The organism is Bacteroides finegoldii DSM 17565, from assembly GCF_000156195.1.
Classification (GTDB): Bacteria; Bacteroidota; Bacteroidia; order Bacteroidales; family Bacteroidaceae; genus Bacteroides; species Bacteroides finegoldii.
In genome coordinates this window covers 206,334-229,532 of record NZ_GG688318.1, presented here as the reverse complement: position 1 = coordinate 229,532, position 23,199 = coordinate 206,334, and the positions used below count along the sequence as shown (strand labels likewise).

21 protein-coding genes and 1 tRNA gene are annotated in these 23,199 nt (G+C 43.9%); 17 read left to right on the top strand and 5 right to left on the bottom strand.

Going from position 1 to position 23,199, the window contains the following annotated elements; translation table 11 throughout:
• Positions 1-250 precede the first annotated feature (250 nt).
• The 7 genes from BACFIN_RS16310 (at position 251) to BACFIN_RS16335 (ending at position 8,002) form a co-directional block, all read left to right on the top strand.
• Positions 251-1,186, top strand: a complete 936-nt coding sequence (locus tag BACFIN_RS16310) for a FecR family protein (protein ID WP_007749333.1) — start codon at positions 251-253, stop codon at positions 1,184-1,186.
• A gap of 324 nt (positions 1,187-1,510) precedes the next feature.
• Positions 1,511-3,322 carry a SusC/RagA family TonB-linked outer membrane protein gene (locus BACFIN_RS16315; RefSeq protein ID WP_230325558.1) on the top strand — a complete coding sequence of 604 codons (1,812 nt, stop codon included), beginning with the start codon at positions 1,511-1,513 and terminating at the stop codon, positions 3,320-3,322.
• A 151-nt stretch (positions 3,323-3,473) separates the two neighbouring features.
• Positions 3,474-4,637, top strand: a complete 1,164-nt coding sequence (locus BACFIN_RS23190; protein ID WP_050761237.1) for a phosphodiester glycosidase family protein — start codon at positions 3,474-3,476, stop codon at positions 4,635-4,637.
• Between the two features lie 27 nt (positions 4,638-4,664).
• Positions 4,665-6,092, top strand: coding sequence for a BACON domain-containing protein (locus tag BACFIN_RS16320; RefSeq protein ID WP_007749309.1), 1,428 nt, complete (start codon positions 4,665-4,667; stop codon positions 6,090-6,092).
• A 50-nt stretch (positions 6,093-6,142) separates the two neighbouring features.
• Positions 6,143-7,000: a phosphodiester glycosidase family protein gene (locus tag BACFIN_RS16325; RefSeq protein ID WP_149923704.1), complete on the top strand. Its 858-nt coding sequence runs from the start codon at positions 6,143-6,145 to the stop codon at positions 6,998-7,000.
• A 37-nt stretch (positions 7,001-7,037) separates the two neighbouring features.
• Positions 7,038-7,361: an alkaline phosphatase gene (locus BACFIN_RS16330; RefSeq protein WP_007749301.1), complete on the top strand. Its 324-nt coding sequence runs from the start codon at positions 7,038-7,040 to the stop codon at positions 7,359-7,361.
• Positions 7,358-8,002: an alkaline phosphatase gene (locus BACFIN_RS16335; protein WP_007749298.1), complete on the top strand. Its 645-nt coding sequence runs from the start codon at positions 7,358-7,360 to the stop codon at positions 8,000-8,002. The genes BACFIN_RS16330 and BACFIN_RS16335 overlap by 4 nt, the downstream gene beginning before the upstream one ends.
• A gap of 249 nt (positions 8,003-8,251) precedes the next feature.
• Here the strand turns inward: BACFIN_RS16335 and BACFIN_RS16340 are convergent, their stop codons facing one another.
• On the bottom strand, positions 8,252-8,680 hold the full coding sequence (locus BACFIN_RS16340) for an acyl-CoA thioesterase (protein WP_007749297.1): 429 nt from the start codon (positions 8,678-8,680) through the stop codon (positions 8,252-8,254).
• Between the two features lie 78 nt (positions 8,681-8,758).
• Here BACFIN_RS16340 and BACFIN_RS16345 point away from each other — a divergent pair, with 78 nt between their 5' ends.
• From BACFIN_RS16345 to glmM, 8 genes are all read left to right on the top strand, one after another.
• Positions 8,759-9,322 (top strand): L-threonylcarbamoyladenylate synthase, encoded by a 564-nt coding sequence (locus tag BACFIN_RS16345; RefSeq protein WP_007749289.1) that lies wholly within the window; start codon positions 8,759-8,761, stop codon positions 9,320-9,322.
• Entirely contained in the window at positions 9,323-11,116 is a 1,794-nt protein-coding gene (locus BACFIN_RS16350; RefSeq protein ID WP_007749286.1) for a chloride channel protein, read from the top strand.
• A gap of 32 nt (positions 11,117-11,148) precedes the next feature.
• On the top strand, positions 11,149-12,117 hold the full coding sequence (gene fmt / locus BACFIN_RS16355; protein WP_007749285.1) for a methionyl-tRNA formyltransferase: 969 nt from the start codon (positions 11,149-11,151) through the stop codon (positions 12,115-12,117).
• A 23-nt stretch (positions 12,118-12,140) separates the two neighbouring features.
• Positions 12,141-12,791, top strand: a complete 651-nt coding sequence (gene rpe, locus BACFIN_RS16360) for a ribulose-phosphate 3-epimerase (RefSeq protein ID WP_007749283.1) — start codon at positions 12,141-12,143, stop codon at positions 12,789-12,791.
• Positions 12,792-12,816: 25 nt separating this feature from the next.
• Positions 12,817-14,901 (top strand): ComEC/Rec2 family competence protein, encoded by a 2,085-nt coding sequence (locus BACFIN_RS16365; RefSeq protein ID WP_007749272.1) that lies wholly within the window; start codon positions 12,817-12,819, stop codon positions 14,899-14,901.
• Positions 14,902-14,948: 47 nt separating this feature from the next.
• Positions 14,949-15,986 carry a DHH family phosphoesterase gene (locus BACFIN_RS16370; protein ID WP_007749269.1) on the top strand — a complete coding sequence of 346 codons (1,038 nt, stop codon included), beginning with the start codon at positions 14,949-14,951 and terminating at the stop codon, positions 15,984-15,986.
• Positions 15,987-16,104: 118 nt separating this feature from the next.
• Positions 16,105-16,797 carry a DUF4827 domain-containing protein gene (locus BACFIN_RS16375; RefSeq protein ID WP_007749266.1) on the top strand — a complete coding sequence of 231 codons (693 nt, stop codon included), beginning with the start codon at positions 16,105-16,107 and terminating at the stop codon, positions 16,795-16,797.
• Positions 16,798-16,836: 39 nt separating this feature from the next.
• A complete protein-coding gene (gene glmM / locus BACFIN_RS16380) occupies positions 16,837-18,228 on the top strand; it encodes a phosphoglucosamine mutase (RefSeq protein WP_007749265.1) in 1,392 nt (463 codons plus the stop codon).
• Between the two features lie 221 nt (positions 18,229-18,449).
• On the opposite strand, the gene BACFIN_RS16385 is transcribed toward glmM, so the two are convergent.
• From BACFIN_RS16385 to BACFIN_RS16395, 3 genes are all read right to left on the bottom strand, one after another.
• Positions 18,450-18,971, bottom strand: a complete 522-nt coding sequence (locus BACFIN_RS16385; RefSeq protein ID WP_007749264.1) for an NUDIX hydrolase — start codon at positions 18,969-18,971, stop codon at positions 18,450-18,452.
• 19 nt (positions 18,972-18,990) lie between these two features.
• Positions 18,991-20,211, bottom strand: a complete 1,221-nt coding sequence (locus BACFIN_RS16390) for an S-adenosylmethionine:tRNA ribosyltransferase-isomerase (RefSeq protein ID WP_007749262.1) — start codon at positions 20,209-20,211, stop codon at positions 18,991-18,993.
• A gap of 103 nt (positions 20,212-20,314) precedes the next feature.
• Positions 20,315-20,389: transfer RNA gene (locus BACFIN_RS16395), tRNA-Pro, on the bottom strand.
• Positions 20,390-20,698: 309 nt separating this feature from the next.
• Between BACFIN_RS16395 and BACFIN_RS16400 the strand changes: the two genes are divergently transcribed.
• Complete coding sequence (locus tag BACFIN_RS16400; protein ID WP_007749259.1) at positions 20,699-21,565, top strand: helix-turn-helix domain-containing protein; 867 nt, start codon at positions 20,699-20,701, stop codon at positions 21,563-21,565.
• A 5-nt stretch (positions 21,566-21,570) separates the two neighbouring features.
• Here BACFIN_RS16400 and aroB read toward each other — a convergent pair whose 3' ends face one another.
• On the bottom strand, positions 21,571-22,632 hold the full coding sequence (gene aroB / locus BACFIN_RS16405; protein ID WP_032839186.1) for a 3-dehydroquinate synthase: 1,062 nt from the start codon (positions 22,630-22,632) through the stop codon (positions 21,571-21,573).
• Positions 22,633-22,719: 87 nt separating this feature from the next.
• On the opposite strand from aroB, the gene BACFIN_RS16410 reads away from it, so the two are divergent.
• Positions 22,720-23,124, top strand: coding sequence for a hypothetical protein (locus tag BACFIN_RS16410; protein WP_007749253.1), 405 nt, complete (start codon positions 22,720-22,722; stop codon positions 23,122-23,124).
• Positions 23,125-23,199 lie beyond the last annotated feature (75 nt).

Genomic DNA, 23,199 nt, shown 5'->3' with positions numbered 1-23,199 from the left:
TCTTTGTTTCGTTAACGAAAAGCTGAATAGATGAGAAACTGCTAAAATGAGAAGACTGGATAATACAATAAACACTAGTATGCCATTTGATGATATCTATCTAGAGTATTATCAACGCTGCTGTCTCAAGGATTACCTTTCCTCTTTCCTCTTTTTCTAACTTTTTTCATTTTTCCACTAGTGAACTTCGTGAGTGGCGTGTCTTATATATGTAAGGCGGAAAACTGCTGATATTTTAATTCAAAACCGTATGGACACGAAACTATTAAATAAATATATTGCCGGTGATGTACTTCCCGAAGAAAAGAAGGAAGTGGTACGTTGGCTGAAAGAGAACGAAGAACACCGTGAGCAGTTGATGCAACTACGCCATATCTATGATGCGACTGTCTGGAATGCTAATCTGAAGGAAGAAAAACCGGGAAAGAAAAAGACCGTGACTCATTATCTCCGGACCTCCATAAAGATAGCCGTTGTTGTTGCTATGTTTGCCTTTATTCTTCATAAAGAATATCAGGAGTACCGGTTGGAACATTCTACAGAGATGCAGGTGATGACTGTTCCCGCAGGACAAAGAGCCAGTCTGGTTCTGGCTGATGGAACAACCGTTTGGTTGAACTCGAACTCCATTTTAAAATATCCGGCTGCCGGATTCCACTCCAAAGAGAGGAAAGTGATTTTGGAGGGAGAGGGGTATTTTGAGGTAGCGCGTGATGAGAAACATCCTTTTATTGTTGAAACGGAGAAATATAACGTCAGAGTGTTGGGAACCACGTTCAATGTTTCCGCCTATCCGGATTCCGATCTGTTTGAAACCTCTTTGATAGAAGGTAAGGTTACCGTGTATCAACCCGATACACAGAATGAAGTCACACTGCAACCTAATGAGAAAGTAGAAACGAGAGATGGGAAACTTTGTAAGGAAGCCTTTACGTCAGATCATGCTTTCTTGTGGAGGATAGGTGTTTATTCTTTCAAGAATGAACCGTTGGAAGCTGTATTCAAGAAACTGGAGCAATATTATGAAGTGCGGATTATCAATAAGAACATTGAAATTGCCTCCCGTCCGTGTACGGGTAAATTCCGTCAGAAAGAAGGGATAGAGCACGTGGTAAAGGTATTGCAGAAGTATGTCGGCTTCGACTATACTTTGGATGAAGAGAACAATCAGATAATTATCTATTAACCCTAGTACTTAATCTAAAAAACACAGAAAATGAGAGCAAGAGAACCGGCCCGTCCAGAACAGAAATATCGGTAAGTGCTGCAACACTTACCGATATGTGAGAAGTCAACAAGAAAGACTCGCATCTGTTACAAATCTTTATGTATTAACTTAATAACTCGAAGCAAAGATATGAAAAATAATCTTTAGTGTGGGTGTATTGCCCATAGAAAAACACACTGTACTCAAATTTTAAGAATTATGAGGTTGACTGTCTTTTTCCTGTTATTCATCATTTTTGAGGCGTATTCCGTGAATAGTTATTCGCAAAATCAGAAGGTTAGAATGAATAAAGGAATCGCAACACTGGCTGAGATTATCAGACAGATTGAAAAGCAAACGGACTATTTGTTTATTTACAACGAACGTGAGGTTAGCCTGAAACGCAAAGTGGCTATTTCCACTCCGAACGGGACGGTGGCAAGTCTGTTGATGGATGCGTTGAAAGGTACGGAGTTCTCCTACACGATGGAAGGAAAGCACATCATTCTTACGAAGAAGCAAGTGGAGGGACGGACTCCCACACAACACAAGAAAAGAATAACCGGACTCGTGAAGGAAACTTCCGGTGAAGTTGTTGTGGGATGTAATGTGACCGTGAAGGGTACTACGATCGGTACCATTACCGATATAAACGGTAAATATAGCCTTGAAGTGCCCGAGCATGCAACATTGGTCTTTTCTTTTTTGGGATATAAGAGTATGGAATATCCGGTGAAAGCGCAACAGAACATCAATGTCACGTTGAGTGAAGATTCAAAAGCATTGAATGAAGTAGTTGTGGTAGGCTACGGAACACAGCGCAAGGCATTGGTAACTAATGCTATCAGCTCCTTCAAACCGACAGAATCGAATATGCGTCCGGTGCTTAGCCCGAGCGAACTGTTACAGGGACGAGTAGCGGGGGTTACGGTATCGACAGGTTCCGGCAACTTGGGAAGTTCCGAACGGATGAGTATTCGTGGAGCCGCCTCATTGAGCGCCAGCAATGAACCGCTTTATGTAGTGGACGGGATACCTATTCTCAACAGCAACGCTTCTCTATTTAACATGGGAGAGAATCTAAGTTCGATGGCAGTGTTGAATCTGACAGATATCGAATCCATTGAGGTTCTGAAAGATGCGGCTTCTGCCGCTATCTACGGATCCCGGGCTACCAACGGTGTAGTTGTGATAACGACCAAATCCGGTAAGGAAGGCCGTTCGGACATTCGTTTGAATGTCAGTACGGGTATCTCTAAATTTGCCAATAAAGGACGTATCAAATATGCGGATTCCGACTTGTACGTAGAGACCTATAATGACGGAGTGGAACGCTACAATCGTCAGAACGGATATACCGTAGGGACTTCCGGTTATGTCGTTCCTATCTCAAATCCTTTTCAGGGAATGCCGGATACGGACTGGTTGGATCTGATTACTCAGGTAGGGCATTCTTATAATGTAGACCTGTCTTTCTCCGGTGGCAGCAAGAAAACGAAGTTTTACGTTGGAGCGAATTACAATTATCAGGAGGGCATTATCAAAACGAACGATATAACCAAAATCAACTTGAAGGCGAAAATCAGTCATGAAATGACTTCATGGTTGGAAGTCGGCGCCAATGTTAGTGGCAATTATTTGAAAAATAACCGGGTGCCGGGTGCCAATATTGGTTCTACTATCGTGGCCCGTGCTGTGGAACAGCGTCCTTTCGACCGTCCGTACAAGCCGAACGATGACTATTATTTGGGAGGAACCGACGAGCTGACGCGTCACAATCCGCTTCAGATATTGAACGAGGAAGTGTCCTATATTGACACGTACCGTTATCTGGGTACATTCAACGCTGACCTGAAATATAAGAAATTCAGCTTGAAAAACTCCGTCAGTACCGATATCGGATATACGTATGACTATGTTTATTATAATGAGAACCATCCGTATGGAGCCGGTGGCGGACGTATCGTTGAGTACAATCGTCTGGTAAAGAACATATTGATAGAGAATATCTTCAATTATAATGATAAGTTCGTTGACATTCAGTTACACTTTCCCGCAAGTGATGTTGCAGAAGATCCGGATGAAAGGACTTCGCCTGTATGTTCAGGGGGATAACTTACTGTTGTTTTCCAAATACTCCGGTTGGGATCCTGAAGTGAGTAAGAATATGGATCCGCAGTACTTCGGAGTCGATCTTTACGGAGTGCCGCCTTCCCGTTCGGTCAATTTCGGAATAAACCTTAGTTTCTAATCATAAATGCTCACAATGATGAAAAAGATTATATATATATTTATCGGTTGCCTGTTGCTGACTTCGTGTAGCGGTATGCTGGATATTGAGTCTCATTCCGCAGTATCGCCGGGAAGCGTGACTTCCCAAGATCTCTCCGCTTTGCGTATGGGAATGTACAATAAGGTACAGAACTCTCCAACGAGGGAATCTTACATTACTTTTGATATATTGGGCGGTGACTTGACGCAAAGCACTGGGAATGCGAAGGACTTGATCAACTCAGTGCTCTCTTCGTTGAATTCAATCGTATCCAATAGTTGGAATGGATATTATAATGCCCTTTATCAGGTGAATAATGTACTTTCTATCGTCGAATCTCTCCCTGAATCGGAACTGCGGAATCTGATTATCGGCGAAGCGCATTATTTCAGGGCATACATTTATCATGCACTGGTGACTCGTTGGGGTGGTGTCCCTATTCAGAAAGTGAATACGATGGAAAAGCCTTTCCGCGATTCGGAAGAGGCGGTATGGAGCTTTATCGAAGAAGAACTGCAGACGGCACTTGCCTTTCTCGGCACATCGTCCAGCTATTATTATGTGTCCCGTGATGCGGCTTTGGCATATGATAAGTCCGGCAGCAGGGTATTGGCTGCCGTGAACGGTGATTTCTTTGCAAAGGATGGAACACCGCAAGGAATCTACTACCGGAATGGTACTTGTCTGAAAGGTACGATGACTGATAACGTTTGTACTTTCTTCGCCATTACGAAAAACAAGAGAGCGATCATCGGCTCGTATGATGAATATGATTCGTACAAAGAGAATATTCAGGAAGCTGTGGGAGGGCGTGTGCGTCTGATGACAAACGGGAATGTGCTTCCTCAGACGGTAACCGCATTGGAACCGAGAACCGCTATCGGAGTGACGGATGATAATGTGGTCTATATCCTCGTTGCCGACGGGCGTAACTTCTGGTACTCCAACGGAATGAGATATGCTGAAATGGGTGCGGTGATGAAGGCGTTAGGAGCAAAGAACGCTATCAATCTCGACGGAGGAGGTTCTTCTACTTTTATCATCCGTAAGATTGCCGGATTTGAGGACGGGCGTTTTGCCATACGCAACTGGCCTTATGATAATGGTGGAGTAGAAAGGGAAGTGGCAAACGGACTGCTGGTTGTGACTGATAATTGATTGTTTGAATTTTAAATAGCTGAATATATGATACTAAATAGAATACTATCTTTGTGCGGACAAAGCTGTATCGGAAGAATCGGGCTTTTGTCTTTGCTGATAGGTTTGTCGGGTTGTCAGGATTTTACGGATGATACGGGTATGACTCTGCCGGAACCGGACTTGAAATTTGTGGATGAGGCATTGAATTTGCCTTTGGATGAAAAGGAATATACAGTGGATATCGAATCGAATCTCCCTTGGAGGGTGAAGACTTCTGCGGCATGGATTGACTTGCTGACCTCTAATGGACTGAAATCCGGAAGCTTCAAAATGTCGGTGACCAAGAATACGGATGTGGCCTCTCGTGAAGCCGAAATATCCGCTTGGATCGTGGAAGGTGCTGAAATAAAGTTGAAGGTGGTGCAGGAAGGTATTGGCATTGCCTTGAAGAAGCGTACGTTGAAAGTGGGAGCTAAGGGGAACGAAGAAGAAGTGATTCCTTTTGCTACGATGGTTGCTTATACGTATGAATTGTCGGAAGGCTGCGATTGGATACACATAACCGATGGTGAGCCGATCACTCCCGGTGTTGTGAACGAATCGGAACTGAAACTTAAAATCGATCCTTATAAAGATGTGGAAGACGGCCGCACCGCTTATCTGTATTTGAAGGGCTCGAACGGGGTAACCGATATGCTGACCATTACTCAGGACAAGAAGCCGTTGGAAGATATTGATTATTTGAGGATGTTCTATGAGGGGGCGAACGGAGATAATTGGGTGAAGAAGTGGAACTTTGACGCTCCTTTGGAAACGAATGCGACTCATTGGCCGGGTGTGAAATTTGAGAATGGGAGAGTGGTACAGATTGATATTCAAGAACCGAATAACATTGTGGGAGATATCACTCCGTTATGTGAATTGTCGGAACTGAAAGTGCTGAAGTTCAAGCGTCAAAAGATAACAGGTATTCCGGAAGAGATAGGACATTTGTCTCAATTGACAAATTTGTGGATTATTGAATCAGCGGCGGGTGGCAGTTTGCCGGAGTCTTTGGGGGAATGTCAATTATTGACCAGCTTTAATATATCCAATCATCCGACAGCAACTCCCGCCGGATTTGAAAATTCTTTTAGCGGAAATCTGGATCCGTTGATTAAGATTCCGGGCATTGTCACGATTAAAGCATATTGTAATGATCTGAGTGGCTCTCTTCCGGTGATTCCGTTAGATGGCAGTAATAAACCGACTACTTGGAAAAACTTGATGGAATTTATGGTCTATGACAATGGATTCAATGGAAGTATCCCTTATGGATATGGAATTGTGATCGAGAAGAGTGGTTCTAAAGGGATATTTAGAGTAAATGATAACCAGTTGAGCGGGCAAATTCCTTCGGATATCAAAGCTTGGTCGCAGTATGCTACTCGAAAAAAGGACTGGATATTGAAAGGCAATAACCTCACTGAATAAAATAACTTAATTGATTTATTATACTTAACACATTTATTAATCTGTTTATGATGAAAAGAAACTTGTTACTCGGCATTGTCTTGGCTGTATGCTCTTTGGGAATAGTAAAAGGGCAAACTGTATCGGATTCGCTGGCAATCGTATCTGCGCAATGGAAGATAGAAAGTCCCCAAAAAGGGATTATCCATAAGTATGTTTCCATTCCTCAATTATATCAGGTCCCCCAATCTATCAGCCTGATAGAAATTGATCCCGGTGCAGGATTGAAAGTCGGTGTAACCGTCTCGGATAAGATGAGAGAAACAAGTAGAATGGCTTCGGAACAGGGCGCTATCGCAGCTATAAACGGTTCTTACTTTGATATGAAGCGAGGGAACTCGGTCTGTTTCCTTAAAGTAGACCGCCAGGTGGTAGATACTACTACTTTGGGTGAGTTTGCGAGACGTGTCACCGGAGCCGTTAGTATCCGCAAGGGAAAAATGAAGATAATCTCTTGGAATAGACAGATAGAAAAGCAATATAAAGGGAAAAAAGGTATCGTATTGGCCTCCGGGCCGTTGATGTTGAAAGACGGTCGCTATTGCGACTGGAGTTTATGCGAGAAAGACTTTATCCGGACTAAGCATCCCCGTAGTGCGGTAGCCCTTACCAAAGACGGAAAGATACTATTCATAACCGTGGACGGACGTTTCCCGAAACATGCCGGAGGGGTAAGTATCCCGGAATTGGCGCATCTGATCCGAATCCTGGGAGGCAAAGATGCGATCAATCTTGATGGAGGAGGTTCTACTACTCTTTGGTTGTCCGGTGCACCGGATAATGGAATCGTTAACTACCCCTGCGACAATAAGCGTTTCGACCATCGTGGAGAACGTACGGTACCTAATATCCTTTATATTCACGACTAACATATTTATGACTAACCTTTTTTAATATAGATATAAAATGAAAGACAGGATGACAAGACCTATGAGGCCTGTTTTGTTCGGGCTACTGCTAGTCTGCGCTACATTGGCATACGGAGCGCAGGCGCCGAAATACATATTTTTATTTATCGGTGACGGGATGGGGTTCAATCATGTGGAAGCTTCGCAGATATATGCGGAGAAAGTCGGTACAGATACCGGTGAGCGTTCACTACTGTTCTCTACTTTTCCCGTGATGACACAAGTGTGCACACGGTCGGCCTCTCACTTGATAACTTGCTCTTCGGCGGCTGCCACAGCTTTGGCGACGGGAGAAAAGACGACTAACTATGTAATTTTATGATGCTAGAGGGTGGCAAGATAGATTGGGCGGCTCATGCCCATGATGCGGCTACGGTTGTTACGGAAACTATCGACTTTGACCAATGTATCCGCCTGGCTTATGAATTCTACAAGAAACATCCCGATGAAACCTTGATTCTTGTAACTGCTGACCATGAAACCGGAGGTTTAGGATTGGGAAATTCTGGCACAAACTTGAATATCGAATTGCAGAAATACCAGCAGTGTTCGCAAGAAGCTTTGGCCAATGCTATGCGGAAAATGAAAAGTGCTGTTGCCATTCCTTCTTGGGAGGAGATGAAATTTTTCTTGAAGAAGAATCTGGGCTTTTGGGAACAAATTACGATTACTCCACGTGAAGAGTTGGAACTGTTGATATGCTATGAGCAGCAGTCTTTCTTGAAGAAGAAATCAAAAGATATAGTGAGCCTCTATGCTAAAGATGAGCCGTTGGCGGTGGCTGCGGTCGCCTTGCTAGATAAAAAAGACTCTATTGGGTGGACTACCAAATCTCATACAGGCGCTCCGGTTCCTCTGTATGTTGTAGGGAAACAGGCTCATTTGTATTCGGGCAGAAGAGATAACACGGATATGGCGAATATCTTGAGGCGGCTGTTTAACCTCAAGCAGTGGGAAGAATAAGGTCTTGCTGTGCGAAAAAGAGTGGGGTTTTATGTAGCCGGGTAGTCGTCACCTTACAAGGGGACAATGGTCACTTTGTAGAATGACAATAGTCACCTTATAAAGTGACAAATGTCATTCTATAAGGTGACTACCTATTTTCAAACGGACGTGAGTCCTAAAGATACAAAATTAATTGGTGAAAAGCAATAGTGGGGCAGTAATTTTGATAGTATTATCAACAGATGTTTGCCTTTGTAATGTTTGGGCTCATTTTCGCAAATCCCGTCCCTCATACTTGCATATCGCCTCTATCCACTCTTTTGTCAAGGGGATGGATTCATGCTTTTCGAGGTCGAAAGTCACCATGACGGACTTACAGATACATTTTATTTCATTCGTTGTGGTGTCAATGACCCGTTGGATGAGATGAAAGCTTTTCGTGCCTATTTGGGAGACAGCCGTTTGCACAGCGATGTGGTCTGAGGCGAAGATTTGTTTGACGAAGTCCGCTTCGATGTGAACGACGACAATTCCCATCTTTTCCCAATCGACTCCCGGACATACTGAGGCGAAGTATTCAGTCTTTCCCAAATCATAAAAAGAGAAATAAACAGTATTGTTGACGTGCCCGAATTTGTCTACGTCATTGAAGCGCAACTGGATAGGCAGAGTGTGGTGAAATACGATTTCTTCCATTGTTTTCACTTAATCTTTTTGAATTTGGCGCAAAAGTACTACTTTTGCGTGTTATTCTCAACAGAAATTAATCAAGAAATGATAGAAGATATTAAAAAAGCCTGTCAGGTGATGAATGAAGGAGGAGTGATTCTTTATCCTACCGATACCGTATGGGGAATAGGCTGCGACGCTACTAATGAAGAGGCTGTACGCCGTGTGTATGAGATTAAGAAACGTGCTGATAGCAAGGCTATGCTGGTGTTGGTGGACAGTCCTGTGAAGGTGGATTTTTATGTACAGGATGTACCGGCTGTAGCGTGGGACTTGATTGAAGTTGCCGACAAGCCGTTGACGATTATATATTCCGGTGCGCGCAATTTAGCGACGAACCTGTTGGCGGAAGACGGCAGTGTGGGAATCCGTGTTACAAACGAAGAATTTTCCCAAAGGCTTTGCCAGCAATTCCGCAAAGCGATTGTCTCCACATCGGCCAATGTGAGCGGTCAGCCCGGAGCTGCGAATTTTAGTGAGATCAGCGATGAAATCAAGTCGGCGGTGGACTATATCGTCGGTTTCCGTCAAGAGGATCTGAGTCGGCCGAAACCCTCAAGCATTATTAAGTTGGACAAAGGTGGAGTGATTAAGATAATTCGCGAATAAATGAAAGAAGAAAAATTGAGTTTATTACAGCGTTGTATCAAGTGGCGGGAAGCGAATATAAAGGAAAAGCAGTTTATCCTTATATTAAGTTTTCTGGTCGGTATCTTTACAGCGTTTGCCGCATTAATATTGAAATTCTTTATCCATCAGATACAGAATTTCCTGACCGATAATTTCAACGTGACCCAAGCTAACTATTTGTATCTGGTATATCCGGTAGTCGGAATTTTCCTGGCAGGCTGGTTTGTACGCAACATTGTTAAAGACGATATCAGTCATGGAGTCACAAAGATTCTGTATGCCATTTCCCGCCGACAGGGACGCATCAAACGACATAATATTTGGTCGTCTATCATTGCCAGTGCGATAACTATCGGTTTTGGTGGGTCGGTTGGGGCGGAGGCGCCTATCGTCTTGACAGGTTCCGCTATCGGCTCCAATCTGGGAAGTGTGTTCAAGATGGAGCACCGTACATTGATGTTGCTCGTAGGTTGTGGTGCGGCGGGTGCGGTTGCCGGTATCTTTAAAGCACCGATTGCGGGATTGGTATTTACATTGGAAGTTCTGATGATTGACCTTACCATGTCGTCCCTGCTTCCGTTGCTGATTTCTGCGGTCACGGCAGCTACCGTTTCCTATATTACTACCGGTACGGAGGCTATGTTTAAATTCCACCTCGATCAGGCGTTCGAATTGGAACGTATTCCTTATGTCATCCTGCTGGGTATCTTTTGTGGTTTGGTTTCGCTTTATTTCACACGTGCCATGAATTCGGTGGAGGGCGTGTTCGGCAAGCTCAATAATCCCTATAAGAAACTTGCTTTCGGCGGTGTGATGTTGAGTGTGTTGATTTTCCTTTTCCCGCCTCTCTACGGTGAAGGATACGATACGATTGAGCTGTTGCTGAACGGAACTTCCACAGCCGAATGGGATACGGTGATGAACAACTCCATGTTTTATGGTTATGGCAATCTGCTGCTGGTCTATCTGATGTTGATCATTCTGTTGAAAGTATTTGCCTCTAGCGCGACGAATGGCGGTGGCGGTTGCGGTGGTATCTTTGCCCCTTCGCTTTATTTAGGGTGTATCGCCGGATTCGTCTTTTCCCATTTCAGTAATGACTTTACTTTCTCCGCTTATTTGCCGGAGAAGAATTTTGCTTTGATGGGAATGGCGGGAGTCATGAGCGGTGTCATGCACGCTCCTCTGACGGGAGTATTCCTGATAGCCGAACTGACGGGTGGATACGATTTGTTCCTTCCACTGATGATTGTATCCGTTAGCTCATACCTGACGATTATCGCATTTGAGCCTCATAGTATATATTCCATGCGTCTGGCAAAGAAGGGGCAGCTGATTACGCATCACAAAGACAAGGCTGTGTTGACATTGATGAAGATGGAGAATGTGGTGGAGAAGGATTTTGTAGTTGTACATCCGGAGATGGATTTGGGCGAGCTGGTGAAAGCGATTGCCGCTTCCCATCGGAATGTGTTCCCGGTAACGGATAAAAAAACGGGCGAACTGTTGGGTATTGTCCTGCTCGATGACATCCGTAACATCATGTTCCGACAAGAACTTTATCATCGTTTCACTGTTAACAAATTGATGACATCCGCACCTGCCAAGATATTCGATACGGACGGAATGGAACAGGTAATGCAGACGTTTGACGATACGAAAGCCTGGAATCTTCCGGTGGTGGACGAGGAGGGACGCTATGAGGGCTTTGTCTCTAAATCGAAGATATTTAACTCATATCGGCAGGTGCTGGTACATTTCTCGGAAGACTAGACTTTGCGTTTTAATGATAACATAGTTGGATTATGAAGAAAGAAGACTTAAGAATAGTATATATGGGTACTCCCGATTTTGCGGTAGAGGCCTTGCGTCAGTTGGTGGAAGGCGGTTATAATGTAGTGGGTGTGATCACAATGCCCGACAAGCCTGCCGGACGCGGACATAAAATACAGTATTCTCCGGTCAAGCAATATGCGTTGGAGCGGAACTTACCGTTGCTTCAGCCTGAGAAGTTGAAAGATGAGGCTTTTGTGGAGGCCTTGCGCGAATGGAAAGCCGACTTGCAGATTGTGGTTGCTTTCCGGATGTTGCCGGAGGTGGTCTGGAATATGCCGCGACTGGGTACGTTTAACCTTCATGCTTCTCTGCTTCCTCAATATCGTGGAGCTGCTCCCATCAATTGGGCGGTGATCAATGGTGACACGGAGACAGGAATCACTACGTTTTTCCTGAAACATGAGATTGATACGGGAGAGGTTATTCAGCAGGTACGTGTGCCTATTGCGGATACAGACAATGTGGAAGTGGTACATGACAAATTGATGATGTTGGGAGGGGAACTGGTTCTTGAAACGGTAGATGCTATATTGAATGGAACGGTAAAACCGATTCCTCAAGAAGAAATGGCGGTTGTCGGTGAACTCCGTCCGGCTCCGAAGATATTCAAAGATACTTGCCGGATTGATTGGAATCAACCGGTGAAGAAGGTGTACGACTTTATTCGTGGATTATCGCCTTATCCCGCCGCTTGGAGTGAACTGGTCGCTTCTGAAAATGAAGCGGTAGTGGTGAAAATCTTCGAGACTGAAAAGATGTACGAATCACATCAGCTCTCTGCGGGAACGGTTGTGACGGATGGCAAGAAATATATAAAGGTTGCCGTGCCGGATGGGTTTGTATCCATTCTTTCCTTGCAGCTTCCCGGCAAGAAACGTTTGAAAACAGATGAATTGCTTCGTGGATACCGTTTGGCGGACGGCTGTAAGATGAAGTGATAAACCTTAAATATAGAAGAATTATGAAACCGATTATTGCTCCTTCCATTCTTTCTGCCGATTTCGGACAATTGGCGAAAGATATTGAAATGATAAACCGCAGTGAAGCGGAGTGGGTACATATTGATATAATGGACGGGGTCTTTGTCCCGAACATTTCATTCGGCTTTCCGGTATTGAAGTATGTAGCGAAGTTGAGTAAGAAACCGTTGGATGTGCATCTGATGATTGTTAATCCGGAAAAATTCATCCCTGAAGTAAAGGCGTTGGGCGCTCATACGATGAATGTGCATTATGAGGCTTGTCCGCATTTGCATCGGGTGATACAGCAAATCCGGGAAGCGGGGATGCAGCCTGCCGTAACCATCAATCCTGCTACTCCGGTAGCTCTGCTGCAAGATATTATCCGGGATGTGTATATGGTGCTTGTCATGAGCGTGAATCCGGGATTTGGCGGACAGAAGTTTATCGAACATTCGGTTGAGAAAGTCCGTGAGCTGCGTGCCCTGATTGAACGGACAGGATCGAAAGCGCTGATTGAAGTAGACGGTGGTGTAAACTTGGAAACAGGAGCCCGACTGGTTGAGGCGGGAGCCGATGCGTTGGTGGCAGGTAATGCCGTCTTTGCAGCACCGGATCCGGAGGCGATGATTCATCAATTACATGACTTGTAATTATTGTATCCATCAATATCCTTATATGCGCCTGGTTATCCCCTGGATAGCAGGCGTTTTTTGTGGAGAACGCTTTTTCGACTGTTCGATGGATGTTCTTTGGGGAGTATCGGTTTCCATCTTCCTGTTAATCTTGGCTTTTCTCTTTCATTTCTGTGAGCATTATTCGCAGCGTTGGTGTTTCGGAGCAGTCCTGACAGTCCTGTGTTTCGCGGGCGGATGGACAGGAATAACTTGGCAACTGCGGCAAACACAATATACCTTTCCTGACGATGACGTAATTTATCGGGTTCTGATAACGGATACTCCACAACCAAGGGAGCGTACATCGCTCTGCAGGGTACTTGTGAAAGAATATTATGATTCTATCGGTAGTCATCCGGTAGAGCGAAAAGCGATACTCTATCTGAAACAGGATTCAGCTGCCGCCTGCTTGAAGAGCGGGGATGAATTGTTGGTTTCTACACGCATTTCCCCACCTGCTAATCAGAAGAACTTCGATGAGTTTGATTATGCCCGCTACTTGATGCGAAGAGGTATTAGTGGGACGGGCTATGTCGCTGCCGGAAAATGGATAACACTGCGTTCCGTACAGACAAACGGAACGATTCATTTGCGTCTTCGGTGTCTGGCCGATTCTTACCGTGAGAAAGTGATAGCTCTTTACCGTCAATTAGGCTTTACCGGAGATGAACTAGCCGTGCTGTCTGCTTTGACCATTGGTGATAAGACTGAATTAAGCGAATCTGTTCGCGAAAGCTATTCGATAGCCGGCGCGAGTCATATTCTAGCTCTATCTGGGTTACACATCGGACTTCTGTATGCTTTTCTTTTCTTTATTCTACGACCTGTTGCCCGAAAAGGGCGGACCGGCAGATGTGTCCGTTCCGTGTCTCTTTTAGTCTTATTATGGGCTTTCGCCTTTTTTACGGGACTTTCTCCCTCAGTAGTCCGTTCGGTCACCATGTTCTCCATCCTGGCATTGGCAGATGTATTCGGCCGTCAACCATTCTCCTTGAATACACTAGCTGTGACAGCATGGCTTATGCTGCTTTGTAATCCGGCAGGACTGTTTGATGTCGGCTTTCAGCTTTCCTTCCTTGCGGTTGCCTCCATTTTATTGATTCAGAGGCCGGTTTATCGCCTGTTTGCTGTAAGAAACAGAGTGGGGAAGTCCGTCTGGGGACTGATGAGCGTATCTATTGCCGCACAGATAGGAACTGCTCCGCTTGTCATGTTTTACTTCTCCCGATTCTCCGTACACTTTCTTTTGACGAATCTGCTGGTCATTCCTTTGATTACTATTATCCTGTATGCCGCTATTTTCATGCTTCTTCTGACTCCTTTTCCTTGGCTTCAGATATGGGCAGTGGTAGGTGTCAGAAAACTGTTGGAGGGATTGAACCTCTTTGTGAGATGGGTGGAGCAACTTCCTTGCTCGTCTGTCGATGGAATCTGGCTTTATCAATTGGAAGTTTGCGGTATCTATGTTTTCCTGTTCGGAGCAGTCTGTTACTGTTTGCATAGGCGGCTTAGAAACCTGTTATTCTGTCTTCTTTCCGTTCTTTTATTAAGTATTTATCATGTTACGATGGTTTGGATAGACCGTCCGCAGAGAGGTTTGGCCTTTTATAATGTACGGGGTTGTCCGGCGGTTCATTGCATAGAAAGCAGTGGAGATTCCTGGATAAGTTATGCGGACACGTTACCGAACAAAAAAGCATTGGAACGTGTGACAGCCAATTATTGGAAACGTCGGCATCTTTTACCGCCGACGGAAATCACCTCCGACTGTCGGACTGACGTATTTTCCCGACAACGGCAACTTGTATCATTTCATGGATGTAATATCTGTATTGTAAACGATAATCATTGGCAGACGTTGCGGAACAAATCGACGACTCCCACGTTATATATTGATTATCTTTACTTATGCAAAGGCTATGACGGCCGATTGAAAGAACTTACCAAATTCTTTCTTCCCGGTTGTATCATCTTCGATGCCTCCCTCTCAGAGTATCGTAGAGACTGTTTTAAGGAGGAATGCAAGGAATACGGTTTACGTTTTATCTCCTTATCGGAAGAAGGTTCTGTCCGCTTTTTGCTCTAAGTACAAAGAATTATCGTACATTTGCACCTTGATAAAGAAAAAAAAGTATGTTGACGAAAGTAATAGAACAAGCTAAAATAGACCATTTTACTAAATGGTTTGAGCGAGCTGACAAAATAGTAATAGTATCTCATGTATCTCCTGACGGTGATGCAATCGGTTCATCACTAGGATTATATCATTTCTTGGATTCTCAGGAAAAGACAGTGAACGTAATTGTGCCTAATGCATTTCCCGATTTCCTCAAGTGGATGCCGGGCAGTAAGGACATTCTTTTGTATGACCGCTATAAAGAGTTTGCGGATAAACTGCTTGCTGAGGCCGATGTTATCTGTTGTCTGGACTTCAACGCGCTGAAACGTATCGAAGATATGGCGGATGCCGTAGCTGCTTCTCCTGCGCGTAAAATACTGATAGACCATCATTTGTATCCTGAAGACTTCTGTAAGATAACAATGTCCTATCCGAAGATCTCTTCTACTTCCGAACTGGTGTTCCGCCTTATTTGCCGGATGGGCTATTTCGACGATATTTCTAAAGAAGGTGCCGAGTGTATCTATACGGGCATGATGACCGATACGGGTGGTTTTACCTACAATTCCAACAATCGGGAGATCTACTTCATTATCAGCGAACTCCTTTCCAAAGGCATTGATAAAGACGATATCTATCGCAAGGTGTACAACACCTATTCCGAGAGCCGTTTGCGGCTGATGGGATATGTCTTGTCGAACATGACCGTCTATTCGGATTGTAACTCGGCTTTAATTACACTGACGAAAGCCGAACAAAGCAAGTTCCACTATATAAAAGGAGATAGTGAAGGCTTTGTCAATATTCCTCTCAGCATTAAGAACGTTCGCTTTTCCTGCTTTTTGCGGGAAGATACAGAGAAACCGATGATTAAAATTTCCCTCCGTTCGGTCGGGACTTTTCCGTGCAATCAGTTGGCAGCCGAATTCTTTAGCGGTGGCGGTCACTTGAACGCGTCCGGAGGTGAATTTTTCGGAACGATGGAAGAGGCAAAAGCTGTTTTCGAGAAAGCGCTTGAGAAATATAAGTCTCTATTAACAGCCAAAAGCTAAAGGTGGAAGGTTAAAAGTGAATATGGAAAGGTTAAAAGATACGAACTTTCAACATTGCTCTTTCAACTTTTAATGATTTTGAGATACATTTGTGCGGAATATAGCTAAATAACAGATAATGAAGAAACTTGTATTTTTATTTCTCTCTTTGCTGACTGCCGGAAGTCTGTTCCAGGCGTGCGATGATTCGAAGACATACGCGGAAATGCTGGAAGATGAGAAGAATGCGGTAAGCCAGTTCATCAAAGATAGTGCGATTCATGTGATTTCAGTCGAGGAATTCGAAAAGAATGATACGGTGACGAAAGCGAAAGCGAATGGGGACGCATACGATGAATTCGTGTCTTTCACTAGCGAGGGAATATATATGCAGATTATAGACCGTGGACGTGGTGATGATAATGGTGGAGAATATGCGGACGAGGACAAAGAAAAAGATAAGTTCGTAGACGGTAATATCGTTTGTACCCGTTATGCGGAGACCAACATCGCTACACGCGAACTTGCGGCTTTTAATATACCTATGGAAGAGTATATGGACGCTTCACAGCTGTATGCCTATCCTGCCGTATTCCGTTATGTGAAGACAGACACTTATTCAGCCGGTACATTCATCGAAATGGACTATGTCTGGTCGTCCTATTACGCCAGTACGGCCGTACCTCAAGGATGGCTTTTGGCATTGCCTTACCTGCGTGACAATGCCCACGTGCGTCTGATCGTTCCTTCAAAGATGGGACATACTTCTGCTCAACAGTACGTAACTCCTTACTTCTATGATATCACTGAGTTCCGTAAAGCACGAAGCTAGAAACACTAACATTTAAATAAATCTTTAAGTAAAGAACCTATGACTCTAATCAAATCTATCTCTGGAATCCGCGGAACTATCGGCGGAGGAGCGGGCGAAGGATTAAATCCGCTCGACATCGTGAAATTCACCTCGGCTTATGCTACTTTAATCCGTAAGACTTGTACGGTAAAGAGTAACAAGATCGTTGTGGGACGTGACGCCCGCATCTCCGGTGAAATGGTAAAAAACGTAGTAGTCGGTACCTTGATGGGAATGGGCTGGGATGTAGTGGACATTGACTTGGCTTCTACTCCGACTACAGAACTCGCTGTAACGATGGAAGGCGCCTGTGGCGGTATTATTCTGACAGCTTCTCATAATCCGAAACAGTGGAATGCACTGAAGTTACTGAATGAACATGGTGAGTTTCTGAATGCGGCGGAAGGTAATGAGGTACTTCGTATCGCCGAAGCTGAAGAGTTCGACTATGCCGATGTTGATCACTTGGGCTCTTATCGCAAGGATCTTACCTACAATCAAAAACATATCGACAGCGTATTGGCTCTTGACCTGGTAGACGTTGAAGCTATCAAGAAAGCTGATTTCCGTGTGGCTATTGACTGTGTAAACTCAGTAGGCGGCATCATTCTTCCCGAACTTCTCGAACGTTTGGGTGTGAAACATGTAGAGAAACTATATTGTGAACCTACCGGAAACTTCCAGCACAACCCGGAGCCGCTTGAAAAGAATCTCGGAGACATCATGAACTTGATGAAAGGGGGAAAAGCGGATGTGGCATTTGTGGTAGACCCTGACGTTGACCGTCTGGCAATGATTTGCGAAAACGGTGTGATGTACGGTGAAGAATATACATTGGTTACTGTTGCCGACTATGTGCTGAAGCATACTCCGGGCAATACGGTATCCAACTTGAGTTCTACTCGTGCCCTGCGTGATGTAACCCGTAAATACGGTATGGAATACAATGCTTCTGCCGTTGGTGAAGTAAACGTTGTAACGAAGATGAAAGCAACCAATGCTGTTATCGGTGGTGAAGGAAATGGTGGAGTGATCTATCCTGCCAGCCATTACGGTCGTGACGCTTTGGTAGGTATCGCTTTATTCCTTAGCCATCTGGCTCACGAAGGAAAGAAGGTAAGCGAACTTCGCGCTACTTATCCTCCTTACTTCATTGCGAAGAACCGTGTCGATCTGACTCCGGAAATTGACGTGGACGCTATTCTCGCTAAAGTGAAGGAAATCTATAAGAACGAGGAAATCAACGATATTGACGGTGTGAAGATTGACTTCGCAGACAAATGGGTACATTTGCGTAAGAGTAATACAGAACCGATTATCCGTGTATATAGCGAAGCTTCTACTATGGAGGCTGCCGAAGAAATCGGACAGAAGATAATGGATGTAATCAATGAATTGGCGAAGAAATAATTAATCGCCTGCCTTATAGTAGAAACGCGGATTAACGCAGATTGTCGCAAAGAAGAGTTACGATTTGCGATGATTGCATTGGTCCGCGTTTTAATGTTTGGTTGTCAAACCATAAATCGATGCCTTGAGTAGGGTAATCATAACTTTCGAACAGACATAGTAAGTGTTCGTTGCTGCTTTTCAATGTAGTTTCCGCCTGTGTTTTTTATCCGAAGAAACAATTACTTGGATAGAGAAGGTATAAGAGAGACTTTCTGCAATTCTTCTTCGAAGTTGGGAGTGAAAATCCCTTTGCCCAGATTCTCTTTTATTTCTTCAACTGTCCAGAACCGTCCGCCATCCAGTTCGTCACTGGGATGAATTTCTCCGTCATAAACGGTCTTGTGGACAAAGACAAGCTCCTTTTCACGTTCGGACTCGAATACATAGCTGGTAAGCCGTTCGGGAGTGAAATCTGTGATACCTAATTCTTCATTTGCTTCTCGACTGAGAGCGATATCTACGCTTTCACCCAAATCAATATGTCCGCCTACGGCTGTATCCCATTTTCCCGGTTGGATATCTTTCCATTCGGGACGCTTCTGTAGATACAAGTCTCCGTTGGCATTGAATATATGAAGGTGGACGACCGGGTGGAGCAACTTGCTGCCGCTATGACATTCTCCGCGTGTAGCGGTTCCGGTGATATTTCCCTGCTCATCTACGATAGGGAACATTTCTTGGTTATTATCGCTCTGTGCCATTGTTTTTGTATTCGGGGGATTATGGTATTAATAAAGAAGAGTCTCCATAACTAAGGAAACGGAAATCGTGGCTTAAGGCATAGTCGTAGATCGTCCGCCAATTGCCTTTTACAAAAGCGGAAACCAAAAGCAGCAGGGTACTTTGAGGCTGGTGGAAATTGGTAACCATCGCCTTTACGATTTTATAATCATATCCCGGTGCTATGATAATCTGAGTACTGGTGTGAAGTGTTTCCATGCCGTGGCGGTCGAGATACCCCAGTATTTTCTGCAGGGCAACTACCGGAGGTATCTGGTCGTACTTCTCGTAAGGTTGCCATTGTCTGACGTGTAGTTCCTCTTCCGTTGCGTCCGGATTCTCTGCGAGAGTGACTCCGATATGGTAAAGGCTTTCAAGTGTTCTCACAGAAGTTGTTCCTACGGCGACAGCACAACCGTCATGGTCGATCAGTTTCTTGATGGTACTCCGGTTGACTGATATGTATTCCGTATGCATCTCGTGACCTTCAATCTCTTCACTCTTTACAGGTTTGAAGGTTCCCGCACCTACGTGCAGGGTCAGTTCTTCAAGTTCGATTCCCTTCTCTTGCAGTGCATCCAATACCTGTGGAGTGAAATGTAGTCCGGCGGTAGGGGCGGCGACTGATCCTTTTATCTTCGAATAAACCGTCTGATAAGTTTCTTTATCACTCTCTTCCGTATTCCGATTCAAATAGGGTGGAATAGGGAGTTCTCCGAATACTTCAAGAATATCGGCAAAAGTAACTTCCGCATTATTCCAGGTGAAGTCTACCCAATGGCTGGTCCCTCTGCATTCTCCTCTCGTTGCGGTCAGAGTGATGGGAAATCCTTTCACTGTCATTTCCCGTTTCAGTTCCCCGTCTTTCCATTTCTTCAGATTGCCGATCATGCACAGCCATGCGGCGTGTTCCGTCTGCTGGAAGTTCAGTACATAATCATTGGGCTGAATCGGCTCAAGGCAGAACACTTCAATCAACGCACCTGTTTCTTTCCGAAAATGAAGACGGGCCTGGATGACTTTCGTGTTATTGAATATCATCAGGCTTCCTTTAGGCAAGTAGTCAGGTAAAGAAGTAAAAATGTCTTCGTTCACTTCACCGTGGCGGTAGATCAGTAATTTGGACTGGTCGCGAACGGGCAACGGAAACTTGGCGATACGTTCATCCGGCAACGGATAGTTGTATTCACTGATTCGGATATGTTTCGGATCTTCTTTCATTACTATAGGGCTATTCTTGATAAATACGGGTTTATTGTTCCAAATGTGTTCCTCTAAAAAATAAATCAGCCACTTACTGTTTGTAAATGGCTGATTCTCAATGTCGGGGTGACTGGATTCGAACCAGCGACCACACGCCCCCCAGACGCGTACTCTAACCGGGCTGAGCTACACCCCGAATTGCGGATGCAAAAGTAGTGCTTTATTTTTAATTAGCAAATAAATTCTTTGAATTTTATTGTGCGGTGATTTTTTTTGTGCGGTTTTAAATCTTTTCTTATGTTTGGTAGAGGATAAATGAGGTATGGCAGGTTTAAAGTGTCGAGGTACGGATAAACAATTCACCAGTAGTTTTGTTTATGAATTAATGTAAATAACAGGTATATTATTTCTGTAGAATAATACCATAATTCCACTGATAGTGCTTTGGTATAAGGGGATGTTATACATTTGTAGAAAAGACTAGTTTAGATTAGAAAGGCGTTAAATGTTAGACATTAATAATACAGAGACATTAGAGATATATGTTTTGGGTGATGACTTTAAATTTTACCAGAATCTAAAATACCTTCCTCTGACTTCCTATCCTTCCAATATCCAATCTGCTTTGATTGTATATAGTTTGAGGGGAAAAGCGAAACTTACTGTACATGAGGACGTACATTGGATACAGCCGAAGGAACTGATAATACTGTTGCCCGGACAGTTTGTCTCATTTAGTGATCCTAGCGAAGATTTCTTGACTGTAACAATGGTCATATCATCTTCCTTGTTTAGCGATGCGTTAAGTGGAGCTCCCCGATTTTCTCCACATTTTTTCTTTTATATGCGAAACCATTATTGGTATTCGCAGACGGAATCTGATGTTCTTCGGATCTATAATTTTCTGGGGATGATAAAAGGAAAAGTTACATCTCAGGATATATATAGACGGGAACTGATAGTTCATCTGCTGCGATATCTGTATCTCGAGCTGTTCAACGCTTATCAGAAGGAAGCTACTTTGAAGACTGATAGGAAAGATATACGTAAGGAAGAGTTGGCTAATAAATTCTTCGAGCTTATCATGAAGCATTTTAAAGAGAATAAGGATGTGGCCTTTTATGCGGATAAACTTTGTATCACTTCCAAATATCTGACTATGGTTATCAAGGAGACGAGCGGAAAGTCTGCGAAAGACTGGATCGTTGAATACGTCATATTGGAAATAAAAACACTGTTGAAGAATACAAATATGAATATTCAGGAGATAGCCATTAGGACAAATTTTGCCAACCAGTCTTCGCTAGGACGTTTCTTCAGAAAACATACGGGAATGTCGCTTTCTCAGTATCGAATGTCTCACTTGGGCTAAGGGAATTAAATTCCCATACATTCACGGTAAAAGTCCAACATTTCAAAGATGGTATCCTTATCGGCAGTCTGGTTGATACAGATGTCTCCGATGTCTTTCAATAATGTGAAATTAATTGTTCCTGAAGTATTTTTTTTGTCATGTGTCATGAATGCGTATAGTTGTTCATATTTCTTGCAGTCGAAAGTGAATACTCCATAATTGTCTTTGATAAACCGGATTGTCTGTCTCATTTTCTCTTTCGGAAAACCGACTTTAGTATGGGACAGGTACAATTCACATACAATTCCCCAGGCGACTGCATAACCATGCAGTACCGGACGGTTTTCCGCCAATGCCATGCTTTCGAATGCGTGTCCTACCGTATGCCCCAGGTTTAATGCTTTACGAATGTTACGTTCGAAGGGATCCTGTTCCACTATTTCTTCTTTCACTTGCACCGACTTGCCAACCAGCCTTTTGAGAGCGGCATAGTCGATATTGATGGTATCGAAACTGAGTAACTCTGCCCAATGTTCTACGTTGCTGATCAAACCGTGTTTCAGCATTTCTGCATATCCGGAAAAGAAGTTATGCGCATCCAGTGTGCGCAGGAATTCTGTTTCGAGTAGCACACTGTTGGCCGGAAAAAATGAGCCGATCTCGTTCTTCAGTCCGTTGAAGTTGATTCCTGTTTTACCGCCGACAGACGCGTCCACCATAGCCAATAGGGTAGTGGGTATATTGATATAAGCAATACCACGTTTGAAAGTGGCTGCGGCAAAGCCACCCAAATCCGTAACCATCCCCCCTCCGAGATTGATAAGCAGAGAGTGGCGGGTAGCTCCTTGCGTGCTTAATGCCATCCAGACGGAGGCGAGTGTATCCAACGTCTTATGTACGTCTTCGGCTCCGATACATATTTCAACAGCCTCTTTCAGCAATGATGTTTCCTTTAGGGAAGGGAGACAGAGAGAGCGGGTATGCTCGTCTGTAAGAATGAATAATTTGTCGTGCGGACACTGTTCGATGGCACGGTGCAGGCTTGTTTCCAAGCTTTCACAGAGAATAACTTCTTGTTTACTCATGATTCTTTTGCTTTTCTGTCTGCAAATGTATATAAAATTATCTTTTTTGCTTACTTTTGTCTCGTTAAAACGTTCAATCATTCAATTATGAAAGCATTATTACCTGTCTATTGTCGTCCTTTGGGATATGTTGTCTTGTTGGTAGCTCTGTTCATTCCTTTTATTCTGGTGATGCAAGGGATGGTGACCGACAGAAATCTGTTGTTTTATAAAGAATGTACAAAGTTGCTGATGATGGCAGGATGTTTATTGATAATCTTTGCTTTTAGTAAGCATGAAAGTCGTGAAACGGTGCAGATTCGTAATTCGGCTGTTCGGAATGCGATCTTTCTGACGTTCCTGTTTGTCTTTGGAGGGATGTTATGGCGCGTTATGCAAGGAGATGTCATCAATGTTGATACTTCTTCTTTTCTTACTTTCCTAGTCTTTAATGTGCTTTGTCTGGAGTTTGGTCTGAAAAAAGCGCTCGTTGAGCGATTCTTTAAAAGATAATTATCTTCCCGATTAAACCTTTTACGATCTTATTTGTCAAAAGAGCATTGCTATTGCTACTAATATAATCGTAAA